At 38.1% G+C, this 23,053-nt stretch carries 18 protein-coding genes, 1 tRNA gene and 1 pseudogene; 13 read left to right on the top strand and 7 right to left on the bottom strand.

Translation table 11 applies throughout. The features are described from left to right. Positions 1–48: 48 nt before the first annotated feature. Entirely contained in the window at positions 49–408 is a 360-nt protein-coding gene (locus F565_RS0101665) for a hypothetical protein (protein ID WP_020211449.1), read from the bottom strand. Between the two features lie 83 nt (positions 409–491). Continuing rightward, on the bottom strand, positions 492–1,145 hold the full coding sequence (locus F565_RS0101660) for a hydrolase (RefSeq protein WP_020211448.1): 654 nt from the start codon (positions 1,143–1,145) through the stop codon (positions 492–494). A gap of 459 nt (positions 1,146–1,604) precedes the next feature. Here F565_RS0101660 and F565_RS0101645 point away from each other — a divergent pair, with 459 nt between their 5' ends. From F565_RS0101645 to F565_RS0101595, 10 genes are all read left to right on the top strand, one after another. Then, positions 1,605–2,189 (top strand): Crp/Fnr family transcriptional regulator, encoded by a 585-nt coding sequence (locus tag F565_RS0101645; protein WP_020211446.1) that lies wholly within the window; start codon positions 1,605–1,607, stop codon positions 2,187–2,189. A gap of 322 nt (positions 2,190–2,511) precedes the next feature. Further along, entirely contained in the window at positions 2,512–2,817 is a 306-nt protein-coding gene (locus tag F565_RS0101640) for an ArsR/SmtB family transcription factor (protein WP_020211445.1), read from the top strand. A 49-nt stretch (positions 2,818–2,866) separates the two neighbouring features. Beyond that, positions 2,867–3,832, top strand: coding sequence for a zinc-dependent alcohol dehydrogenase family protein (locus F565_RS0101635; protein ID WP_020211444.1), 966 nt, complete (start codon positions 2,867–2,869; stop codon positions 3,830–3,832). A gap of 548 nt (positions 3,833–4,380) precedes the next feature. Continuing rightward, entirely contained in the window at positions 4,381–8,508 is a 4,128-nt protein-coding gene (locus F565_RS0101630; protein ID WP_154652504.1) for a hybrid sensor histidine kinase/response regulator transcription factor, read from the top strand. Positions 8,509–8,685: 177 nt separating this feature from the next. Next, a complete protein-coding gene (locus F565_RS0101625; RefSeq protein WP_020211442.1) occupies positions 8,686–11,781 on the top strand; it encodes a SusC/RagA family TonB-linked outer membrane protein in 3,096 nt (1,031 codons plus the stop codon). A gap of 11 nt (positions 11,782–11,792) precedes the next feature. Continuing rightward, positions 11,793–13,271: a RagB/SusD family nutrient uptake outer membrane protein gene (locus F565_RS0101620; protein ID WP_020211441.1), complete on the top strand. Its 1,479-nt coding sequence runs from the start codon at positions 11,793–11,795 to the stop codon at positions 13,269–13,271. A gap of 77 nt (positions 13,272–13,348) precedes the next feature. Beyond that, on the top strand, positions 13,349–14,401 hold the full coding sequence (locus F565_RS0101615; protein ID WP_020211440.1) for a glycoside hydrolase family 130 protein: 1,053 nt from the start codon (positions 13,349–13,351) through the stop codon (positions 14,399–14,401). A 6-nt stretch (positions 14,402–14,407) separates the two neighbouring features. After that, positions 14,408–15,715, top strand: coding sequence for an MFS transporter (locus tag F565_RS0101610; RefSeq protein ID WP_020211439.1), 1,308 nt, complete (start codon positions 14,408–14,410; stop codon positions 15,713–15,715). A 14-nt stretch (positions 15,716–15,729) separates the two neighbouring features. Further along, entirely contained in the window at positions 15,730–17,451 is a 1,722-nt protein-coding gene (locus F565_RS0101605) for a glycoside hydrolase family protein (protein ID WP_020211438.1), read from the top strand. Positions 17,452–17,516: 65 nt separating this feature from the next. Continuing rightward, positions 17,517–19,091: an alpha-amylase family glycosyl hydrolase gene (locus F565_RS0101595; RefSeq protein ID WP_020211437.1), complete on the top strand. Its 1,575-nt coding sequence runs from the start codon at positions 17,517–17,519 to the stop codon at positions 19,089–19,091. Between the two features lie 179 nt (positions 19,092–19,270). Here the strand turns inward: F565_RS0101595 and F565_RS23165 are convergent, their stop codons facing one another. Next, on the bottom strand, positions 19,271–19,654 hold the full coding sequence (locus F565_RS23165) for a polysaccharide deacetylase family protein (RefSeq protein WP_231559594.1): 384 nt from the start codon (positions 19,652–19,654) through the stop codon (positions 19,271–19,273). Beyond that, positions 19,635–20,057, bottom strand: a complete 423-nt coding sequence (locus tag F565_RS23160; RefSeq protein WP_231559593.1) for a polysaccharide deacetylase family protein — start codon at positions 20,055–20,057, stop codon at positions 19,635–19,637. The genes F565_RS23165 and F565_RS23160 overlap by 20 nt, the downstream gene beginning before the upstream one ends. A gap of 70 nt (positions 20,058–20,127) precedes the next feature. Here F565_RS23160 and F565_RS23450 point away from each other — a divergent pair. Both F565_RS23450 and F565_RS23150 read left to right on the top strand, forming a co-directional pair. Beyond that, positions 20,128–20,770: pseudogene (locus F565_RS23450) on the top strand (sigma-54 interaction domain-containing protein); the annotation flags it as partial. 78 nt (positions 20,771–20,848) lie between these two features. Beyond that, positions 20,849–21,019, top strand: coding sequence for a helix-turn-helix domain-containing protein (locus F565_RS23150; protein WP_231559600.1), 171 nt, complete (start codon positions 20,849–20,851; stop codon positions 21,017–21,019). A gap of 142 nt (positions 21,020–21,161) precedes the next feature. Here F565_RS23150 and F565_RS0101580 read toward each other — a convergent pair. Next, positions 21,162–21,238 (bottom strand) — tRNA-Arg (locus F565_RS0101580). A 106-nt stretch (positions 21,239–21,344) separates the two neighbouring features. On the opposite strand from F565_RS0101580, the gene F565_RS0101575 reads away from it, so the two are divergent. Continuing rightward, the gene (locus tag F565_RS0101575) at positions 21,345–21,857 is read left to right on the top strand and encodes an adenine phosphoribosyltransferase (RefSeq protein ID WP_020211436.1); all 513 of its coding nucleotides are present in this window, start codon (positions 21,345–21,347) and stop codon (positions 21,855–21,857) included. A gap of 8 nt (positions 21,858–21,865) precedes the next feature. Here the strand turns inward: F565_RS0101575 and F565_RS0101570 are convergent, their stop codons facing one another. Together F565_RS0101570 and F565_RS0101565 are read right to left on the bottom strand one after the other, a co-directional pair. After that, entirely contained in the window at positions 21,866–22,006 is a 141-nt protein-coding gene (locus F565_RS0101570; RefSeq protein ID WP_020211435.1) for a hypothetical protein, read from the bottom strand. 174 nt (positions 22,007–22,180) lie between these two features. Then, a complete protein-coding gene (locus tag F565_RS0101565) occupies positions 22,181–23,050 on the bottom strand; it encodes a nucleoside phosphorylase (protein ID WP_020211434.1) in 870 nt (289 codons plus the stop codon). Positions 23,051–23,053 lie beyond the last annotated feature (3 nt).

Below are 23,053 nucleotides of genomic sequence, written 5' to 3'. Positions count from 1 at the left end.
TTTTCTAAAATATTCTTGTAGCTTTAATCTATTGATCTTGTTGTTTTCTTAACTATCAAGAAAGACATATAGTGATTTGATCCTGCCATTTTCGAAATTGGCGATGTCCATTCCGCTTGCAACAGGAGGCGCACCTTGAGGCCCCGCTCCCCATATTAGCCTGCCGATACTGTTATTGATAATCACCGGTTTGAGTTTGGTAAATACAAAATTTGGCGGCAATATTTTTTGTGTAGCTGTTACGCTGGTATTAATAGCATCGAAACCGGTGACCTGATTTCCAACATGGTTAAGGGTAGCGCTCGTGCTGTAAATTCTTTCGATGGCCTTTAACCTGACGGCTGGATTTTTTTCATTCCAAACCTGGTTAAGATTATCTTCCATCATAATGGCTGCCGGGTCGGTCATATTTTAATAGTTTTGGTAATGGTATGATGTGATGAAAAAAGCAACATCCCAAATATTCAGGATGTTACTTTTTAATATTATTACTATTTCGCCGGCACCGGGGTGTTAAGGAGCTGCTGCTCCCAGGCATAAGCCACACCTGTTGCACCCGTATGCTCAATCATCAAACCTGCTAATGCAGATGCGGTATCGAGACGAGCCCAGTCACGTTGCCATTCAGAGGTAACGGCTACCCAGTTGATAGGCGTAATACCATGTTGTATCATACGGCGTACGGCCTGATCATGAGCTTCAGGTGTAACTGAGCCGCATGCATCCGTTACTACGAATACATCATAGCCCTCGGCTGCTGCCTGAATAGCTGGCATAGCTACGCAAACCTCTGTCCAAAGACCTGCAATAATCAGCTGCTTGCGGCCGCTTTTAGCTACAATATCGGTAACTGCAGGATCCTGCCAGGTATTGATCCATGTTCTATTTATTGGCTTTTGTTCCGGATATACGTCCTGGATTTGTTTAATTAGCAATCCGCCGCGCTCTTCAACTACTGTAGTAAGTATAGTTGGCACATTAAAAACTTTAGCCGCTTTTGCCAGCCCGGTCACCGCATTGATGATCATAGTGGGTTCATGGCTGTTGAGGTTAGCGAATTGAAAAGGCTGGTGATCGATCAGTACTACAATACTGTCTTCCGGACGGAGAAGGGCCTCAAGGCCTTTTTTTTGATTGTTTGTCATTTTTTTGATAGTTTTATAAATATTATTAAAATTCAGATGTAAAGACTTTTATTAGAATTTCCTCATCAGAAGAATGCCCATACACGAGCCTTGCTTTATGGACAGTGCCCAGTGCAGATGCAATTTTTTTTGGCACTTTGCAGAATTTACCTTCACTGTTTTAGTAAAATTTGTTGTTACCGATATAACAAATTTCATATTTTGATTAGGAATTAAAGATGATATTTACCTGAAAATAGCGTAGTCATTTGTCTATTTGGTTGCAGTATTATATACCTGTTTCCTGCGAAAGGTGAGAACGATGCCTAATTTAACCCAAATTAAATATCAGTTTTTTAGCAGGTTGCATAATCATAATCGATTTGCTACTTGAAAATTCTTTCATTAGCTTTATATTTGCCATAGCTACCATTTATTATTTATTAGAATATTTATTACTATTAACAATACGAGGGGAATATGCATGAAGCTTTTTTTGAATACCTGAAAAAATTCAGTTCCGATCCAATCTCAGAGGAAGAAAAGGAATTGATAAGGCAGATATTTGTTCCGGCCAGATTAAGGAAAAGGCAATTTTTGCTGCAGGCTGGCGACCTGTGCAAGAATTTTGCATTCATCGTGAAAGGTGCCATGCGAATGTATTCAGTGGATGATAAAGGCATTGAGCATATTGTACGTATGGGTGTAGAGAACTGGTGGATGGGTGACAGGGAAAGCTTTTCGATGCTCACACCGAGCTTATATAATATTGACGCGTGGGAGCACTGCGAATTGCTGTATATCACTAAAGAAGGTTCTCATGAACTGCAGCATAAGATACCTGCCTTTTGTGAAATGAAGTTGCAGCTTGACGAGCGAAACCAAATTGCCAATAACCGGCGGCTAACCTCTGCCATAAGCGCTACTGCAGAAAAGCGGTATACTGATTTTATTGAATGTAACCCCGAATTTCCGGGCCGTTTTCCGCAGCACTTTATAGCGTCTTATCTCGGGCTCAATAAGGACACACTTAGCCGCGTTAAACGTAATCGCTATAACAAATAATTTTTTTCTCCACTTTGTCTTTAAAATAATAGGCTTAAGTCTATTATATTTTCATGCAAATATCATCGTCTTTTGCTTCCCGGTTACTGAAATTTGTACGTCAACTTATATCAATTGTTATGTAATGCGGAGCTGGCGGTTCATCGGATGTTTTTTTATGAGCGTGAACTTTATGTAGTAAATATTGCGAATACCCGAATATTGAAACGGTGAAAACCTGAGTTAAAGGCAAGATCCATTTTTAAAGCTGTAGGTATTTGGATCCTTTACAAAAAAATTATTATTTTTTGTAGGCATTTAGGTAATTCCCTAAATTTGCAGTATGGAGTTATTAGAAGTAATCAAGTCACTATCGAACGAGACACGTTTAAATATTCTTAAGTGGTTAAAAGACCCTTATGCGCATTTTCCTAAAGAAGAACTAAGCGAAGAGGCATTAGAATTAGGCGTATGCGTATCTGATATCGCCAAAAAGGCAGGAATGTCGGTGCCTACAGTTTCTGATTATTTAAAGACAATGGCTGTGGCTAATATTTTGATTGCGACAAGAAGGGGCCAGTGGACCTATTATAAAAGAAATGAGCAATTGCTTCAGGAATTGGCAATGCATATAAAAAATGTACTTTAAAAAAGTTTAATACATCATTAAGGAATTTACCTAATTAACTAAATATAATATGAAAGCAGCAATATTAAAAGAATTCGGACCTGTTGAAAATTTCGAAATTGTGGAGATACCAATACCTAAACCTGGCTATAGGGAAGTATTGGTCAGGGTATTTGCATCTTCTGTAAATCCTTTGGACTACCAGGTGCGCCGCGGGGACTATAAAAATGAACTGAAGTTACCTGTCATTACAGGCCACGACGTCTCCGGCGAGATAGTAGAACTCGGTCCGGGAGTTGAGAATTTTAAAATCGGTGATGAAGTTTATTATACACCGGAGATTTTTACCGGACAGGGAAGTTACGCACAGTACCATTGTGCTAACGAATCTATAATTGGCCTTAAACCAAAAAACATTAGCCATCTTGAAGCCGCAACGTTACCTTTAGCAGCAGGTACTGCCTGGGAGATGCTTGTTACAAGGGCCCAGCTAAAGATTAACCAGTCTATCCTGATCCATGGAGGTGCGGGTGGTGTAGGGATACCAACTATTCAAATCGCAAAGGCTATGGGGGCAATTGTATATACTACAGCACGAAAAGTGCATCATAAATTTCTTCGTGAATTAGGTGCCGATTATGTGATTGACTATGAGAATGAAAATTACATTACCGCAATTAAGCAACTGACAGATAATAAAGGGGTTGATGTAGTTATTGACACCCTTGGTGGAAATACGCTCTCGGATAGCGGTAAGATCCTCAGCCAGTTAGGACAGGTGGTTACCCTGGTAGATATAGAAAAGCCTCAAAACCTTATTGAAGCCTGGGGAAAAAATGCCACGTATCATTTTGTCTTTACCCGACAGAACAGGAATAAAATGGATGAGTTAACCAAGTTAGTTGAAAATAATAAGCTGAAGCCAATCTTAAATAAAGTATTCTCATTGTCAGAGATAGGTAAAGCCCACAGCTTATTGGAAACCAAAGCGGGTGATAAAGATTTCTACGGTAAAATTGGAATAAAGATTGACTAAATCTTTATTCCAATTTTGCTTCGCAGCAATAAGCTCACAATAACGGAAAGTATAACTAAGCAGCGTGGGTATTAAAGCGCGTTATTATAAACTCCTTAAGCAATATCCGCAACATTTGCAGTGTGTTGCTCATAAACTCATCGCTGCCTGCGCAGGTACAACCAGAGAGACATTTAGGTGCGTTTGGATGTCGCAGTAACCCTATTATTTATTTTTATTTTAACTCCTTGCTCAAATTATTAAACATATAATAATTTTAAATGTAATTATATAAATTATCTTTAAAAACGGGGTGTAAAATTATATGTTTATATACGCATTGTTTGTATATTTGTTATAATGGTTATGTTAGAATAATGCTTGGCACAAATTAAAAATATTTATACTAAGAAATCATTATAATTAAGGTTGCTTGCTATAACAACAAGTATTTAAAAGCTGCGAAACGAGAAAAATAAGTCCCTTTGAAAAATATAGTACTATTTGCTATCTTCCTTTTTAGTGTATTTATTACTGGCACTAATACACGGATATATGCATTTCAAAGTATGCAATATCAGCCATATAAAATAAACAAAAATGATGCTAATCTATATGCTCCTGCATCTAAAACCCATAACTTAAAGTATTCAATAGAGCAGTTAGACAATACCAAAGGATTATCTAACAGTTCTATAAACTGTATCTTTCAGGATTCTCAAAAGCTTGTATGGATAGGTACATGGGATGGACTTAACCGTTATGATGGCAACGAATTTAAAATTTTCAGGCCGGAGCCAGGCAACAAAAATTCTTTAAGTAATCAGGTTATCCTTAAGGTTGGCGAAGATAATGCCGGGCATATATGGATATTAACCATGCATGGTATAAACCGCTACAACAAGAAGACAGACACCTTTCAGCATTATTATTTTTCCAGGAACAACAAGCCGCCATTATCAGAATCTGAGTTTAATATGGCGCTAAACAATTCTAATGATGTATTTTGTGCAGTAAAAGACTGGGGACTTGGTTATTATAACGGTAAAGATTTCACGCCTTTAAATTGTCCTGTAATTGCTGCCAAAACCATAAAGAAAATTGAATTTGCAACTAATGGTAAATTATTAGTACTGGTTGAGGGCAATAAGCTTTATTTGCTTACTATCAGTTTATCAAATGGCAAAAAAATAGTATATGCAACAAAATTAGTTTCAAATGACATAAAAACATTTGATGTACTTCCTAACAATAAAGTATGCACTGTTAACATCAAGGGCCAGGCTTCGCTATTTAACCTAAATAACAAGATAATAGTAACTGTGCCAGAAAAAAATATTGAAGGTATAGTAGGCCGCATAGCACAGGGATTGGTGCTTGCCGGGCGTATGGGCTATACTGTAATAGATTTTGAAGGCAATACTATAAATATGCCATGGACTAAATACCTGAAAAACCAAAAAATAACAACCTTAGTTCAGGGTACCGAAAATGTGTTATGGACGGGTACCGATGGCGATGGAGTTTTTAAAATGTATCCTCTTAAAAAAGCATTTAATCTTGTTTCTAAAGCGCAAATACCTGAAATAGATGGTGGTATAGTGAGGGTTTTTCTTAAATCGGGAGAAAATTCTTTTTGGATAGGTACTAAGGGTAAAGGCCTTTTCCATTTTTCAGGTGATTTTTATCGCAATCAGGACAGGCCACTCATATATCAAAACTTTAACGAGAGTAATAGCACTATTAACAATGCTGTGTATGCCTTATGTAAAGGTAAAGACAACCTTATTTTTATAGGTACAGATGGAGATGGGGTTTCGGTGTACGATCAAAATAATTCGAAAATCACAAGCTGGCGGGAAATAGAAGGTGCGTTAGCATACGATTATTTTAAATCTACTTATGCTATATACCAGGATACCGATGGCTATATTTATTTAGGTACCAGTGGCTATGGCATGATTAAATGTAAAATAGTCAGGGTCGGCAATAAATTAAAAATTAATTATTTTAAAAGATATATTGCAGGAACAGGTGTTACAGGCATGCTTAGCAGTAACGTTATATTTTCTATTATCCCGGAAAACAAAGACCAGCTTTGGGTAGGCACACGCCTTGGCGGGCTCAATCTTTTTGATAAACGTACAGGAAAGTTTTATACATATAAAAATGTAGCAAACGATCCTGAAAGCCTCTCTAATAATGATATATTGTGCCTTGTTAAGGATGAAAGCAATAAATTGTGGATAGGAACCAGTTTTGGCCTCAATATGCTAACGAAAATAAACAGTAACGGCAAAGCCTTTTTTAAAAGCTTTACGGTTAAAGACGGATTGCCTAATAACACAATCCATGGTATTATACCTGTAAACAAATCAAACCTGTGGATAAGCACTAATTTAGGTTTATCAGATTTTGCAATAGGCCAGGCCAAATTTACCAATTACTCTAAAAATGAAGGCCTGCAAAATAATGAGTTTGCCGATGGCGCATTTTATAGCGATACTACATCGGGATATATTTTTATGGGGGGTATAAAAGGGTTTAACTATTTCTTACCTCAAAAAATAAAAGAATCAACCATAATACCAGACCTTTTAATAGACAGGATAAGCGGACAAAATCAGGCTACCCCATATTATCAGGGGTTGGTTATAGCTCCAAATTCAACCACTTGGCCTTCAATAACTTTAAAGCATGACCAGAACTTTTTTGATATACACCTGGCTGCATTAACCTACACCAATAATGATAAATGCCGGTTTGCTTACCAGCTAAAAGGTTTTGATAAGAGCTGGAATGCTATAGATTACAGAAAAGTTGTTTCGTTTACTAATGTACCCCGCGGCAATTACTCCCTTTTTATGAAATGGACCAATGCAGACGGGGTGTGGAGTAATCCCGTTCATGCTATTGATATTAAGATAAAACCGGTATGGTGGCAGTCTAACCTTGCTACTGCAATTTATTTATTCCTTGCTATTTTCTTTATACTTTTTGTTAGAAGTTATTATTTAAAAAGGCAATCGCTAAAAAAAAATATACTTTTCAGGAAAAACGAAGAAGAACTGCATGAAAACAGGCTTACGTTCTTTACCAATATTGCCCATGAGTTTTTAACGCCACTTACCCTTATTGTTGGGCCGGTGCAAAAACTATCTGAAACTAATAACCTTACAGAGCGTAATCAAAAGTTTATATACATGATTCAGAGGAATGCTTCGAGGTTATTATTTCTTACCCAACAGCTTTTAGAATTTAGAAAGGCCGAATATGATTCTCTTGAAATTACGGTAAAGAAATTTGACCTTGTAAACTTAATAGAGCAAATTGCCGAATTATTTGACGATTGGGCAATGGATAAAAAGATTGAATATCAGTTAGATATACCATCTGCTATGCCGGGATGGTTTGATAAGGATAAGTTAGAAAAAATAATTTTCAATTTAATGTCTAATGCTTTTAAATACACACCTGTTAATGGTACTATAACCTTTAAATGCCATATAGAGGATAAAGACTTTAAAACATTAAATATTACAATAACCAATAGCGGTAAAGGCATCCCTAAAGAAAAACTGGATTCTTTATTTGATCGTTTCTTTCTGTCTGATACAAACCAGACTGCTGATACTGATTTGTTTAGAACCGGTATTGGGCTTGCTTATATTAAAAAGCTTGTTACGGTTTTACGTGGTGAAGTCCTGGTATCGAGCGTGGCCGATGAAGCCACTACCTTTACCATATTAGTGCCCTGCGAAAAAACCGCATTTACAAATAAAGAGATAGATATGGAGTTGTCTTCAACAATATTAATTTCGCAGCATCTTAAAAATCTGGTTGAAGAGACAGTGGCTAAGGATGTTGCTGAGCCTTTAAAAATATCAACCCTTAATTCTATAGAAGATTATAGGAAAAAAGTAATGATAGTGGAAGATGAGAAAGAAATACACTTGTTCCTTAACGATCTTTTGGCTGATAAATATAAAATTATCACTGCCAATAATGGGGTAGAAGCATTGCAGCTTATAGAGCAGGAAGTTCCGGATATTATTATAAGCGATGTAATGATGCCATTGATGGATGGCGTAGAACTTTGCCGTAATATTAAAACTAACGTAAGCACCTGCCACATACCTTTTATAATGCTAACGGCTAAAAATTCGGTAGAGCACAGGATAGAAGGTTTAGAGAATGGTGCCAACTCTTACATACCTAAACCTTTTTACCCTGATCATTTACTTATAAGGATACAAAAACTGCTTGAAGAAAAAGCACTCATATTACAGCATTTTACGCAAGATAACCTCGCAGGCTCTATTACAGATGTGCCTGTGCAAAACAATGAGCGGGATTTTGTACGACTGGTCATAGAGATCATCCGTAAAAATATAGACAACGAAAACCTGCAGGGAGCCTATCTCGAAAAAGAATTAGGTATTAGCGCATCGCAGCTTTACAGAAAAACAAAAGAACTGTTTGACATGACTCCGGCCGACCTTATACGTACCATACGCTTAAAATATGCTGCCGAACTTTTACGTAAAAATGTATTTACAGTATCTGAGATTTGCTATAAATCCGGCTTTAATAACCGTTCTTATTTTTACAGAGAGTTTAAAAAGACCTATAATACCACTCCTAAAAACTATCAGTTACAATATAAATTAAAAGCAACTTCTTTTTCAAACAACTAATAATCAGTTTGTTTAACTTTAGTGTACACTATTGACGAAATAGTGTACACTTGTTTTTATTGCTATACATTACTTTTATCACTCAAACGATATAGTAACCCTTATCACAATTAAACCCAAACTATTTATTAACATGGAAAAAAAAGTACTTATTATTAACAATTCAGCATTATTGATATGAACCGAAAAATAATTTACAGTTTACTTCTTGTATTTACCTTACTATCAGGAAGCGTCATTTATGCACAAACCGTTAAAGGTACCGTTTCAGATGCTAATGGCCCATTACCACAAGCCAGCGTAGTTATTAAAGGAACATCTGTAAGCACCGTTACAGATATCGACGGAAATTATACTATAACTAACATGGGTGGCTCCAGTGCTGTATTAGTATTTAGTTACATAGGCTATATAACACAGGAGCAAACCGCTACAGGCGACAGTACCATTAATGCCATACTTGTAGAGGATGCCCAAAAATTAAATGAAGTTATTGTTACAGGATATGTAGGCCAACGAAAAAGCTCCATAACCGGTGCTGTTGCCCAGGTAGATATGGAAGACCTTTCTAAAACCCGTATACCCGATGTTGCACAGGCATTACAAGGCCAGGTAGCCGGTGTATTTGTTGCGGCAAGTACCGGAGCCCCCGGCGACGGTGTGCAAATAAGGATTCGTGGCCAAGGTACTTTAGGCAATAATGATGTTCTTTATGTTGTAGATGGTGTACCCACACGTGACATTACGTTTCTTAACCAGAATGATGTAAAATCTATGACGGTTTTAAAAGATGCCGCTGCCGGTGCAATTTATGGTTCCAGAGCGGCAGGCGGTGTTGTAATAATTACCACAAAAAAAGGTGTTATAGGTAAAACAAGTTTAGATGTAGATGTTTTTACAGGTATACATTATGCACAAAACCTGCCACACATGCTTAATGCAGACCAGTATCTTACCATGGAAGACAGGGCATGGCACGCCACTACAGGCAATGCTGCCAATGCAGAGAGCCCGTATGCCCGCGACAGGAGGACAAGGACAGACCTTGCCAATACTAACTGGCAGGATGAGTTATTTACTACGGGATTATCTAACAACTTACAGGTATCTGCAAGTGGAGCAACAGATAAAGTACAATATCTTGTCTCTGGTGGCTACTACGGTATAGACGGCATTGTTAAAGAAAATAATGATAAATATAAGCGTGTAAATTTCAGGTCTAATATTAATGCAAATTTAAGCGACAGGTTTACCGTGGGCAGCAATGTGCAGATAAGCTTTCAAAAACAAGACAGGTTATCATCAAGCGGCGATGTTCCGGGTATTATCCGCCATGCATTAATTCGTCCACCAGTTATACCGGTATTTAAGGATGTGAATGATCCAACCTATTCTGCAAATGACCCTTACACAGATCTTCCTTTTTATACAGGCCCCAATGAAGGCTGGAGTAAAGATTACGAATTTAGTTCTAACCCGCTTGCCATTGTACATTTTACAGATGATGTAAGGGAAACATTTCAAACGTTTGGAAACATTTATGCAGAATATGCATTCTTTTCAGATAAATCACTTAAGTTCAGGAGTAATCTTGGTGCCGATATTCGCTTTCTTCACAGTAAAACCTTTGCAGAGAACTACGGAGACCCTAATATTGCCAACCCTGAAACGCAGTACTACGGATTAGGAAGAAACAACAGGCCTAATGGACTTAATGAAGACAGAGGCCAAAATGTAACCTTTACATGGTCTAATACACTTAACTATGTAAAAACTTTTAATGATGTACATAGCGTAAACGTATTGCTTGGTGCAGAACAAATAAGGAATAAAGAGTCGGGAGTTGGGGGTAGCAGGCAAAATTATGATAACACTACAGATCCTTTCAGGTATTTAGACTATGGTGGGCAAGGTAACTTTGTAAATAATCTGCCTTATCCGGGTAATGCAGGAAGCCAGCAAAGCTGGTCCCTCTTGTCTTATTTTGCATCGGGTACTTATGGCTATGCCGAAAAATATTTTATAACGGGTACCATCAGGGCAGATGAATCATCACGATTTGGCCCTAACAACCCATGGGGGTATTTTCCATCGGCTTCTGCGGGATGGGTTGTATCTAATGAAAATTTCCTAAAAAAAACAGCATGGCTTTCTAATTTAAAGTTAAGAGGAAGCTGGGGGCAGGCCGGTAATCAGGAAATACCTAATAACGCATTTCAAACATTTGTTTTAACTACAGGAGCTAACGGCCCTCAGGTAATACGTTATGGAAATCCGGAAGTTAAATGGGAAACAACAACGCAAACTAATTTTGGTGTTGATTTTGCAGTGCTAAATAATAAACTGACATTTTCGGCTGATTATTTTAAAAAACAAACAGATGACATATTACTAACTATAGAATTACCTGTTTTAGCAGTAGGTAGGATAGATAGAACGTATGTTAATGCGGGCACTGTAGAAAACAAAGGATTTGAGTTTGGCTTAAATTTCCAGGACAACGACCACGCGTTTAAATATGGGGTAAATGCAAATTTAGCAACACTAAAAAATGAAGTTACCAAACTACATCCAAATGTTAGATTAATAGAAGATACCTATACAAATACAAGAACCGTGGTTGGACAACCAATAGGTTCTTATTATGGTTATCAATTTGATGGCATCTACCAAAATGCTGCAGAAATCAGTTCGCAACTATATCAGGATCAGGGTAACAGACAGCCTGGTGATATTCGATTTAAAGATTTAAATGGCGATGGCCAGATTGATGCTAACGATAGGACATTTATTGGCAATCCGATACCAAAAGTAACTTATGGCCTATCATTTAATGCATCATATAAAAGCTTCGATTTTTCTTTCTTATTTCAGGGAGTGCAGGATGTAGATCGTTATAATGACCTTAAACAAATTTTAGATTATGACAGCCGGCCATTTAATTCTACTACCGCAGTCTTAGGGAGCTGGAATGGAGAGGGTACGAGCAATACTATACCAAGGGTTACCAGAAATGATAACGGAGGCAGCAGGGTTTCGAGTGTTTTTGTTGAAGATGCGTCTTACTTAAGATTAAAAAACATAGAGTTAGGCTATTCTTTTAGTAAAGATGCAATCCCTGGTCTTGGTGGTTTGCGTATATATGTATCCGGACAAAACTTGTTAACATTTACAGATTATACCGGTCTGGATCCTGAATCTACATCGCTTATAGATAAAGGTACATATCCGCAATCAGCAACTATTATTTTTGGTGCCAAGATAAAATTATAAAAAAAAATGTTATGAAAAATTATATAAAAATTGGAATTTTAATGAGTGCTGTAGTACTCATAAGTTGTGATGATGACCTATCTGAACCGGTGGTTGGAACATTAACACAGGAGCAGGTAGATAATACCCCAACATTACCCATAATAGAAAACTCTGTAAGAGGGTCATACGAACTTCTTTCTAATCGTTTAAATATATTGGCACAATGGGACTGGAACGGCGGCCTTGTATTTCAGAATGATTATATCCTGCAGGATATTGCTTCAGACGATATGGAAAAAAAATGGAACCCGGACGGCGACCAGCCGTGGATAGACGAAATTAATAATTTTAATTTTACATCTACCAATGGAGGCCCTAACGGTTTATGGAAATATAATTATGAGGCTATTAAAAGGCTTAACACAGCAATTGAATTTTTAAACAATCCGGATATTCAGGCCATTACAGGTATTACATCCGAACGAAAAAATCAATTACTTGGCGAGGCTTATTTTTTAAGATCGTACTATTACTTTGCATTAGTAAATAATTTTGGCGATGTACCGCTTATACTTGCCCCTGTAAAGTCATATCAGGAAGCATTTGAAGTTGCTGTACGTAAAGATAAAGCCATTGTTTGGGAGCAAATAAAGGGCGATCTTACTTTGGCAAAAGCTCTTTTGCCTAACACAAAATATTCGTCTGATACTGAAAAGTGGCGTGTGTCTAAAGGTGCAGTTATAGCCCTTTTAGCAAAGTCAGCTCTATACACCCAGGACTGGGGTGCTGTGCCTGCACTGGTAGACGAGTTAGCTGTTTTAGGATATAGCCTTGATGCAAATTATTTTGAAAATTTTACCAGTGAATATAATGATAATGAAGTTATATTTTCATTCGACCATCAAACTAATGCTGCGCCTGTAAAAAGAGGCAATGGTATATGTGCGCCGCTGGGTTGGGGTTTCTTTGCGCCAAGTACTGATTTCTTAAATTCTTTTGAGGCTAATGATCCGAGAAAATTTTATACTGTTGATCCTGCAAACCAAAACGTAAATAAAATGCTGGGCAGTGTTAATGGAGCTAACAAAGGCAATGACGATGCTGCAAATAACAAAGTATACATGCGCTATGCAGATGCTTTATTATGGAAAGCCGAAGCACTAAATGAAACGGGCGATTACACAGGAGCAGTAAATATCATTAACCAGATACGCCAAAGGGCAAGAACTACAGCTACTGCAGATGGTACAATGCCTCCTGCGGGAACTTTGCCGGACAGGCCCGCATCATCTGACAGGGCTACAATAAAAGGATGGCTTATTTCTGAAAGAAGAGTTGAACTTGGTTTTGAGAACCAAAGAATGCTCGACCTTAAGCGTTGGGGTATTGCACAACAGGTAATGACGGCTCATGGCAAAAACTTCCAGGCTAAACACATGCTGTATCCTATCCCTCAATCAGAGATAGATGCATCTGCGGGAACGCTTACCCAAAATCCCGGTTATTAAAATTATTACCAAAAGGTTAACCCGGATAACTTATAACATCCGGGTTAGTTTTTTAAATTTTTACAACACAATAAAGTATGAAAGACATTGCAAAACGTTTTATAGAGAATCCATTGCTATCCCCGGGCGATATTCCTGCCAGTACACCCGGTTTAGAAATTACCTGCCTTCTTAATCCCGGTGTATTTACATTTAAAGATAAAACCTGGCTTATTGTGCGCGTTGCCGAAAGGCCACAGCAAAAAGACAGTATTATTTCTTTCCCTATCCTTACAGAGACAGGAAACATTATAATTAAAGAAATTGAAAAAAATGATCCCGAACTTATTGCTACAGATGCAAGGGTTATTAACTATAAAGGGAGCGACTATTTAACTACGCTATCGCACTTAAGATTGTTATGCAGTGATGACGGCATTAAGTTTTATGAACCGGAAGATTATCCTTCATTAGTAGGCGAAGGGATATTAGAAACATTTGGTATAGAAGATTGCCGCGTTGCGCAAATAGATGGTAAATATTACCTGACGTTTACCTCCGTTTCAGATAATGGGGTAGGTGTAGGCCTGCGCACCACGACCGATTGGAAAAACTTTGAAAAGCACGGTATGATTCTGCCTGCACATAATAAAGACTGCGCCATTTTTGAAGAAAAAATAAATGGGCTGTATTATGCGCTTCACCGCCCAAGCAGTGTAGACATTGGCGGGAATTTTATATGGATCGCTTCATCGCCCGATGGCCTTCATTGGGGTAACCACCATTGCATAGTAAAAACCCGTAAAGGCTTATGGGATAGCAAACGTGTGGGCGCCGGTGCAGCGCCAATAAAAACAGCTAAAGGCTGGCTGGAGATTTATCATGGTGCCAACGAAAACCACCAATATTGCCTGGGAGCTTTTTTACTGGATCTTAACGACCCTGCAAAAGTACTTGCAAGGACCGAGGAGCCTATTATGGTTCCTGCTGCCGAGTATGAATTAAGTGGCTTTTTTGGGCATGTAGTGTTTACAAATGGGCATATTGTAGAACCTGATGGCGATACACTAACAATATACTATGGAGCATCAGACGAGTTTGTGTGTGGCGCTAAATTTTCTATAAATGAAATACTCTCACTCTTAAAATAAACTCTTATGTTTAAGAAACTTACATCTGAGTTTGACCATTTTAAAAGTCAGACTCACAATTTTCGCATCCTTACCTTAACGAATTTAGTCTACGCACTGGTACTGCCGGTAATAGATATTTTTGTGGCGGCATACATTATGCGAAACTCTAATGACACCTCTAAAGTGGTTATTTACCAGCTTGCCATTTACACAGGTATCCCGCTTACTTTTTTATTAAACGGCTTTTTACTTAAACATTTTAATATTAAAACGCTGTATTCCATAGGCATGATGTTAAGTGGTGTTTCTATGGTTATCATGATGTCGCTAAAAACGTTAGACCTTACCGGTATAGCCGTTGCCGGTATAACCATGGGGCTCTCTTTTGGGTTGTACTGGTCTAACAGGGACTATCTTGCCATATCAATTACAAACGACGAGAACCGTAATTACTATTACGGGCTGGAAACATTTATTTATACCATAATTGCCATTGCCGTTCCTGCCACTATAGGTTGGTTCATACAATCTGCAACCGGCGAAGAAGATAAACATACCGCTTACTTAATAATTACCGGGGTAGTCTTCGTTATTACGTTTTTGGCATCGGTAGTGTGCTTTATGGGCAGGTTCGAAAATCCTGTACAAAAGCAGTATATCTTTTTTAAATTTCACTCACTTTGGTATAAATTATTGTCTCTGGCATTGTTTAAAGGCCTGGCACAGGGCTTTTTAGTAACAGCACCTGCCATGCTTATCTTTAAAATATTAGGCGAAGAAGGTGCACTGGGCAATGCACAGTCTATAGGTGCTGTACTTGCAGCTGTTATAATATACTTTATAGGACGATTTAGTAAACCTGCCGACAGGATAAAAACGTTTACGGTAGGCCTTGTGCTATTTGCTGTTGGTGCATGCCTTAACGGGGTTTTGTTTAACCAGACTGGCGTTATAGTATTTTTACTGCTTTTGCTTATGGCGCGCCCGTTAATGGACTTAGCTTATTTCCCAATTCAGCTTAGGGTTATAGACATTGTATCGCGCATAGAAAGAAGGGGCGAATTTACATATATATTAAATCATGAAGCCGGGCTTTATGCCGGAAGGCTTTTAGGCGCAGGAACGTTTCTTGTTTTGTATTACACAGTTTCTGAAGATTTTGCACTGCGTTACGCTATTGGCATTATCGCGCTGCTACAATTATTCTCTATATATTTAAGTAAAAAAATTATAGCTGAAGGAAACAAAATAGCACCTGAGCGTGAACTGCAAAACGAGCAGATAGACATTAAAGTAATTGAAGAGGCCGCGGCCAAATTAGTTAAATCATAAAATCACTTTACTCCATGAATATTTTTTATAAAGCCTTAGTTCCGTGTTTTTTATTTGTAAATCTTAGCATTGATGCACAGGTAAAACAACAGCCTATACCCCGTGTAGACCAAATGGCCGATGTGCCGCAGCCTTTTAAGATTATAGATTATAATAAGCTGGCACACGATTTTGATAAAACAGTTTTTGATTTTAATGCTACAGGTAAATTTTGGCCATTGGTATGGATTGATAAAAGCCAGAAAAATTTTCCTCAGGATGTTGTAGGTGTGTATACTGCCATAGGCGATGTGCGCCAGGGGCCTGAGCATAATAAAGGTATGTTTCATGAGGCACTTGCAAACATGGGGGCAACTTTAGGCGCCACTTTAGTGGGAATAGATAAAACCAATGAAGGAGGGCGCAACTACGTAGGCATGCTTAAAAATTATTTTAACAGCGATACAGGCTGGGATATAATGATGAACAATACCTGCCCCGAAGTGGCATTACTGGGTGGCGGTTATGGCCGCGACTGGTGGTATGATGTGTATCCTAACCTGTTGTTCTACGCTATTTATGACAAGTACCCTAACGAGCCGGGTTTTGAAGAAATAGCAAGAAAAATTGCTGATAAGTTTTATGAGGCTGATGTTATTTTAAACGGTAATTACGATTATTCTTATTTTGATTATGGCAAAATGAAGCCCATGACAAATAATATTTGCCTGCAGCCCGATGCTGCTGCGGGACATGCGTGGGTATTATATTCGGCGTATAAAAAATTTGGCGATGAAAGGTATTTAAGAGGTGCCCTGTCTGCACTTAAAGCATTACAGTCGCAATCTAAAAACCCTACATACGAGCTGCTTATGCCGTTTGGCGCAGAGCTGGCTGTGCGCATTAATGCAGAAATGGGCAAGGATTATGATGTAAATAAAATGCTGCACTGGACGTTTGATGGAACCCCGATATGCCGCGAGGGCTGGGGTGTGTTAGTAGGTAACTGGAACGGTATAGATATATCTGGTATTGTAGGCAGTACGGTAGATCACGGCGGTTACGGTTTCCTTATGAACACGTATGATGCTGCGTGGCCTTTGGTGCCCATTGTACGTTACGACCAGTCGTATGCCAATGCTATAGGTAAATGGATGCTTAATGCAGCCAATGCTTCAAAGCTATTTTATCCTCAGTACATGCCGGATGAGCATGAAATAATACCACAACTGGCCGGTGCAGGTAAAGGTGTTATTGCTTATGAAGGCATAATAAAGCAATCTAACTATAAAGAACACGAAGGTATTAAAGGCCCCGTTGCACAGGGCGACGGCCCTTTATGGGTACTGGGGCAAAACCCCCAGGAATCTCAGTTAAGTGTTTATGGCAGCGGTCATGTGGGTATTTTTGGGAGTATCATAAAAAACACCAATGTAGAAGGTATTTTGCAGCTTGACCTTCTGGCAACTGATTTTTATCATGATAAGGCTTATCCTTCATACCTGTATTACAATCCGTTTAGTGAAAGTAAAACAGTAACGGTAACTGCCGAAAAAGGTAAAAAGGTAGATGTTTACAACACCGTATCGGGCAAATTTATAGCAAAAAACATTGCTTCTTCAACCACCATAAAGCTCGACCCTAAAAGTTCGGCAGTGCTGGTAATGGTTCCTGCAAAGGGAAAAGTAACTTATTCCGGTTCTAAAATGATGGTTAACGGTGTAGTTATAGATTATGAAATTCAATCAAAAAAATAAGAATGTGCCCTGCCAAATGTAAGTTTATAAGTGTACTGGGAATAGTATTTTTCAGTTATTTCTCCATGTACGCCCAGCATTTGGCAGGTAAAAAAATATGGTGGAAAGAGACTGTATTTTACCAAATTTATATGCCCAGCTATGCCGATAGCAATGGCGATGGATATGGTGATTTTAAAGGGATAACCGGAAAACTGGATTACCTTAATGGGTTGGGGATAAAAGGTATCTGGCTTACTCCCTTTTTAAAATCGCCAAAAGTAGATAATGGCTATGACGTAGCTGATTATTATGCCATTGATCCTGTTTATGGCGCTAAGGCCGATTTTGATGTGTTTTTAAAAGAAGCTCATAAACGTGGCATAAAGGTAATTATGGACATGGTTCTTAACCATACCTCTACTGAAAGTAAATGGTTTCAGGAATCTAAAAAATCTAAAGACAACCCCTACCGTAATTACTACATCTGGAATGATAAACCCAATAACTGGGAATCATTTTTTGGGGGTAGCGCATGGCAAAAAGACATGGCAACAAATCAGTATTACTACCATAAATTTGATGTGCGCATGGCCGACCTTAACTGGGCCAACCCAAAGGTTATAACCGAAGTACAAAAAGTGCTGAGGTATTGGCTTGATACCGGCGTAGATGGCTTTAGGCTCGACGTTATTAATTTTCTTACTACAAAAGAGATAACGTTAGATAATCCTGTAAAAGATGGTAAGCAGGAGCATAAATATGATATAGACCAAGATGGAGTAAAAGATGCTATTCGGATTATAAAATCAACGGTTAGCGCTTACAAAAACCGGTTTATTGTAGGCGAAATAGGCAGCGATAAAATTGAGGTTTTAAAGCAGTATCAGCGAGAAGATTTGCTCGATGTAGTTTTTAATTTCAATTTTGGGAGTATCCCGGCATTTTCTGCCAAAAGGATTTTTGATGAACTTCAAAGCATGGAAAAACACATGGAGAGCTACCCAACGTTATTTTTTGGCAGCCATGATATGCCACGCATAATAGACCGCTTAGCTAATGGTAATATTGATAGGGCAGAGGCCCTTGCAGCATTATTGCTTACTGCAAAGGGCGTTCCTTTTATTTATTATGGCGAAGAAATAGGAATGCATAATACCATTGCCAAAACTTTTGAGGATATAAAAGATATACAGGGTGTAACACATTATAAACTGGCTTTAAAAAAAGGTAAAAATGCCGATGAAGCCCTTATAGAAGGCAATGTACATAACCGTGATAAATCACGCAGCCCCATGCAGTGGAGTCCTGATGATTTTGGAGGTTTTTCTACTAATAAATCGTGGATAAACGTTAATGCAGATTATAAAGATATCAATGCACAAGTTCTAAGCAAACAGGAAAATTCTATACTTAATATGTACAGGAAACTCATTGCTTTAAGAAATGCTGAGATGGCCCTTCAATATGGAATCTATACTAATCTTGAGTTTAGAGATGGTAGGATCACTTTTACCCGTACTTTTAATAATGAAAGCATTACAGTTATAATTAATTTTGATATTGAAACTACAATACAACTGCCTGATACTGCCGCTGTATTAATGGGCAGTACCAAACTAAAACCAAATGATTTTATTATTTATAAAGTTTTAAATTAGTTACATTATAAATCACAATTACAAATGGCACTTAATATTTTAAAAATGAGCGCCATTTGTATTAAGTGATTACAACAGAATAATTAGCATGCTTTATGCGACTTATAAATTGCAAAGTAAATTGCAGGAAAGTTTTCTCTTACTGGATTTTCTTTTAAAATCTTATTCATTTTAATTGTTCATTCACGTATAATATTTTTATCAGCGTAGGCCATTTGGGCAATTTCATCTTTTCTTTTAAAGCTAACACCTTTGTGCTCTTGTATGTAGCTTATAATTTCTTTTGTTGCCAAAACCATTTGTGGGGTGCCACCAATGCGATCATGAAAACTGATTGACATTTGCCTTCGTTTTTTTTCAGATTCTGTATAAAGTTGGTCAAATTCCATCTTTACCTGGCACACAAACTGATCTGCACTAAAATTTTTCCCTTCAACCAGCACTATATCATTACAGCGTAAAGTGTAAGGAACTACCGCAAAATCCCTGCCTTTAACTTTTATTAAAAAAGGCTCGTCGGGGCTCAGGTCATCAATGTGGTATTTAAAACCCAGTTCCTGCAATATTTCGAGTGTATTTGCACCCCTGCAACCAGTTAGCATTGTAACCCACAGGTGTAAAACCTGTAATTTTTTTTATTGCATCGGCACCATCTTTAATAAATTTTTTTTCTGCATCATAAGGCATATTGTATTGGCTTGCCCAGTTCATCCCGTGGGCGGCAGCCTCATGGCCGCGGTCTACTATTTCTTTTGCAAGAAGCGGATTTTTAAGCACTGCAGAACCTACCATGTGCGACGTTACTTTTATCCCAAGCTTGTCCCAATTATCCAGCATCCTCGGAATGCCTTCTTTATAACCATAGTCGTAACAGGTTGCACCGGAAAGTTCTGTAAATCCTTTTTGCATATTTTGTGGAAATGGGCTCTCTGCATTATCCGGTTGCCCGCCTGCCTCAAATTGCATCGATACAGATACTATAAGGCGCGATACCGCTTACAAGGAAGGGTTTGAAGGTATTATAGGCAAAAGCCCTTTGCTCACGGAAATTTTTTACCACATTGCACAGGTAGCCCCCGGCGATACTACAGTGCTTATTACCGGAGACAGTGGTACAGGCAAAGAACGGATTGCCAGTAGTATCCATAATCTTTCGAAGAGAAAAAATGGCCCATTTATAAAGATTAACTGCGCCTCATTGCCATCTAACCTTATAGAAACCGAATTATTTGGACATGAAAAAGGCGCCTTTACAGGGGCAGTAGAACGAAGAAAAGGGCGTTTTGAACTTGCTGATAAAGGAACTCTCTTTCTGGATGAAGTAGGCGAGATGCCTCTTGATATGCAGGCAAAGTTGCTTCGTGTACTTCAGGAAAAAGAGATTGAGCGCATTGGCGGAAGTACTCGTCCGTATTATTACTGCTACCAACAGGAACCTTGAAAAAGAAGTTGCTAAAGGCCGTTTCAGGCTGGACCTATATTACCGTATTAATGTATTCCCGCTTCACCTGCCGGCATTAAGGGAACGTAGGGAAGATATTGGCGAACTGGCACGCCATTTTGTTAAAATTTATAGCATAAAAGCTGGTAAAAATGTAAGCGGGCTTTCTTCTGGTGCTGTAGAGAGTTTATTGTCCTATAGTTGGCCAGGAAACATCAGGGAACTTGAAAACCTCATTGAGCGTAGTGTATTACTCGCCAAGAGTACAACAATTGATGAAATATCTCTGCCCCGTAATGACATAGGCGTTACAGATATGGGAGAGCACAGGCTAAAGACTATAGAAGAAAATGAGAGAGCTCATATTATTACCGCTTTAAGGCAATGTGGAGGGCGTATACGTGGTATAAACGGTGCTGCAGAAATTTTAGGTGTACCTCCTACCACGCTGGCCTCAAAAATGCAAAAGCTTGGCATTAAGAGGTAAGTTTTAAAATATAAATAATGAAAGTAAAAGCGGTTTAAATATGTTGGTAATTAATTGATATATAGTATACTGCTATTATTAATTGTCTAATTTACTACATATAAAAATGCCTCCATTGTAGTACAATGGAGGCATTTGGCTGTGGTGACCTCGACTGGATTCAAACCAGTAACCTCTTGAGCCGTAATCAAGTGCGCTATTCAGTTGCGCCACGAGGCCTTTATTTACTACCACTTTAACACATAATGTGCTAACATGATTGCGGGTGCAAATATATAAATAAATGTTTATCTTGCAAACCCTAACAACTAAATAAATTAAAAAATTGACGCTTAACCAGTATATACGTGACGTTCAGGATTTTCCTAAGCCGGGAGTTATGTTTAAAGATATTACACCTCTTTTGGGTAACCCACAGGCTGTGAAAGAGTGTATGGCACTGCTAATTAATAATTTAAGGGATAAAAAAATAGATAAAGTGGTAGGGGCAGAGAGTAGGGGATTTTTCTTTGCAACATTGCTGGCTTATGAGTTGAGTGCGGGTTTTGTGCCTGTACGTAAGCCAAATAAATTACCGTTCGATAAAATATCGGCTACTTATGAGCTTGAGTATGGTACAGATGTGCTCGAAATGCATATAGATGCCATAAAGCCGGGAGACCGAATACTAATTCATGACGATGTATTAGCCACCGGCGGAACTGCAAAGGCGGTTTGCGAACTTGTAGAGCAATTGGGAGGGATAATCGTGCAGTGCAACTTTTTAATGGAGCTTTCGTTTCTTAACGGACGCAAGAAGCTTAATGGTTATGATGTCTATGCACCTTTAGTATATTAAGCAGATAACTAATCTATAGCATGGGTAGTAACATAATACTTCCAGGCAATTATTGCTTTTTGCAGCTTTGTTGCTTTAGTAAGATCTAACTGTTCTTTAGTGTAATTGGGTAAGAGCCAGTGATTAATTTTTGCCAGTATTTTAAACATTGCTTTAAGTTTTATTGTAAAAATAAGAAAAGGCTGCCAGTTGTAATGGTTATGGTTAAAAATTTTTTCTTCCGGCTATGATTAGTATTTTTTTTAAGTATTAAGCTTAAAAATGTTAAGATTGGAATTAAACATACCGGTTTAATTTAAACCGGCAACAATATTTAAAATAAACTATTTTGCTAATTTATCGAGTGTATATTCTATAAGTTTGTTTACAGCATTGTAAGGGTCGTTACTAAAGGTACCGGTTGCCCGGTTAGCAATTATAGCATTAAGTGAAAGCGCATTATGCCCTAACAGTGCAGCAAGGCCATAAATAGCCGCTGTTTCCATTTCAAGGTTTGTAATACGGTTGCCGTTAAAGTTAAAAATATCCATTTTGTTATTTAATGCAGGATCTTGTATATCAAGGCGAAGTACGCGCCCTTGCGGACCATAAAAGCCACCGGCAGTAGCGGTTATACCTTTATAAATATAATCGGTTTCAATTAGTTTTTCCAGTTTTTCGCTACAGCGTACAACATAAGGTTTTCCTTTACGGATATCCCATTTGGTATGATTTAAAAAAGCTTCTTCCATTGCATAGTCTGATATTTCGTCAATCAGGTAGGAGCGTAGCATATTGTCTAAGCCAAGGCCATATTGAGATAACACGAAGCTATCTACCGCGATATCTTCCTGTATAGATCCTGATGTACCAATGCGGATAATATTAAGCGATGTAAGTACTTTTTTGGGTTCTCTCGTTTTTAGGTCTATGTTTACGAGAGCATCCAGCTCGTTCATTACGATATCTATATTATCCGGGCCAATACCTGTAGATTGTACCGTTAACTTTTTACCTTTATAAATTCCTGTCTGGGTTTTAAACTCGCGTTTTTGGGTAGTAAATTCAATACTGTCAAAATGTGCTGTTATTTTTTCTACCCTGTCCTGGTCTCCCACAAAAATAATATCATGCGCAATATTTTCTGGCTTAAGGTTAAGGTGGTAAACGCTCCCATCAGGGTTTAATATAAGTTCAGATTGTTTAATTTCCATAAG

Source organism: Flavobacterium rivuli WB 3.3-2 = DSM 21788 (assembly GCF_000378485.1).
Lineage (GTDB): Bacteria > Bacteroidota > Bacteroidia > Flavobacteriales > Flavobacteriaceae > Flavobacterium > Flavobacterium rivuli.
The sequence above is the reverse complement of the archived record's forward strand: the minus strand, read 5'-3'. Positions and strand labels throughout refer to the sequence as shown.

What these genes read in the sequence shown, in the direction of transcription:
- F565_RS0101665 (WP_020211449.1), bottom strand. Translation starts at nt 408, where the DNA reads ATGACCGACCCGGCAGCCATTATGATGGAAGATAATCTTAACCAGGTT.
- F565_RS0101660 (WP_020211448.1), bottom strand. Translation starts at nt 1,145, where the DNA reads ATGACAAACAATCAAAAAAAAGGCCTTGAGGCCCTTCTCCGTCCGGAA.
- F565_RS0101645 (WP_020211446.1), top strand. Translation starts at nt 1,605, where the DNA reads ATGCATGAAGCTTTTTTTGAATACCTGAAAAAATTCAGTTCCGATCCA.
- F565_RS0101640 (WP_020211445.1), top strand. Translation starts at nt 2,512, where the DNA reads ATGGAGTTATTAGAAGTAATCAAGTCACTATCGAACGAGACACGTTTA.
- F565_RS0101635 (WP_020211444.1), top strand. Translation starts at nt 2,867, where the DNA reads ATGAAAGCAGCAATATTAAAAGAATTCGGACCTGTTGAAAATTTCGAA.
- F565_RS0101630 (WP_154652504.1), top strand. Translation starts at nt 4,381, where the DNA reads ATGCAATATCAGCCATATAAAATAAACAAAAATGATGCTAATCTATAT.
- F565_RS0101625 (WP_020211442.1), top strand. Translation starts at nt 8,686, where the DNA reads ATGAACCGAAAAATAATTTACAGTTTACTTCTTGTATTTACCTTACTA.
- F565_RS0101620 (WP_020211441.1), top strand. Translation starts at nt 11,793, where the DNA reads ATGAAAAATTATATAAAAATTGGAATTTTAATGAGTGCTGTAGTACTC.
- F565_RS0101615 (WP_020211440.1), top strand. Translation starts at nt 13,349, where the DNA reads ATGAAAGACATTGCAAAACGTTTTATAGAGAATCCATTGCTATCCCCG.
- F565_RS0101610 (WP_020211439.1), top strand. Translation starts at nt 14,408, where the DNA reads ATGTTTAAGAAACTTACATCTGAGTTTGACCATTTTAAAAGTCAGACT.
- F565_RS0101605 (WP_020211438.1), top strand. Translation starts at nt 15,730, where the DNA reads ATGAATATTTTTTATAAAGCCTTAGTTCCGTGTTTTTTATTTGTAAAT.
- F565_RS0101595 (WP_020211437.1), top strand. Translation starts at nt 17,517, where the DNA reads ATGTACGCCCAGCATTTGGCAGGTAAAAAAATATGGTGGAAAGAGACT.
- F565_RS23160 (WP_231559593.1), bottom strand. Translation starts at nt 20,057, where the DNA reads ATGCAATTTGAGGCAGGCGGGCAACCGGATAATGCAGAGAGCCCATTT.
- F565_RS23150 (WP_231559600.1), top strand. Translation starts at nt 20,849, where the DNA reads ATGGGAGAGCACAGGCTAAAGACTATAGAAGAAAATGAGAGAGCTCAT.
- F565_RS0101570 (WP_020211435.1), bottom strand. Translation starts at nt 22,006, where the DNA reads ATGTTTAAAATACTGGCAAAAATTAATCACTGGCTCTTACCCAATTAC.
- F565_RS0101565 (WP_020211434.1), bottom strand. Translation starts at nt 23,050, where the DNA reads ATGGAAATTAAACAATCTGAACTTATATTAAACCCTGATGGGAGCGTT.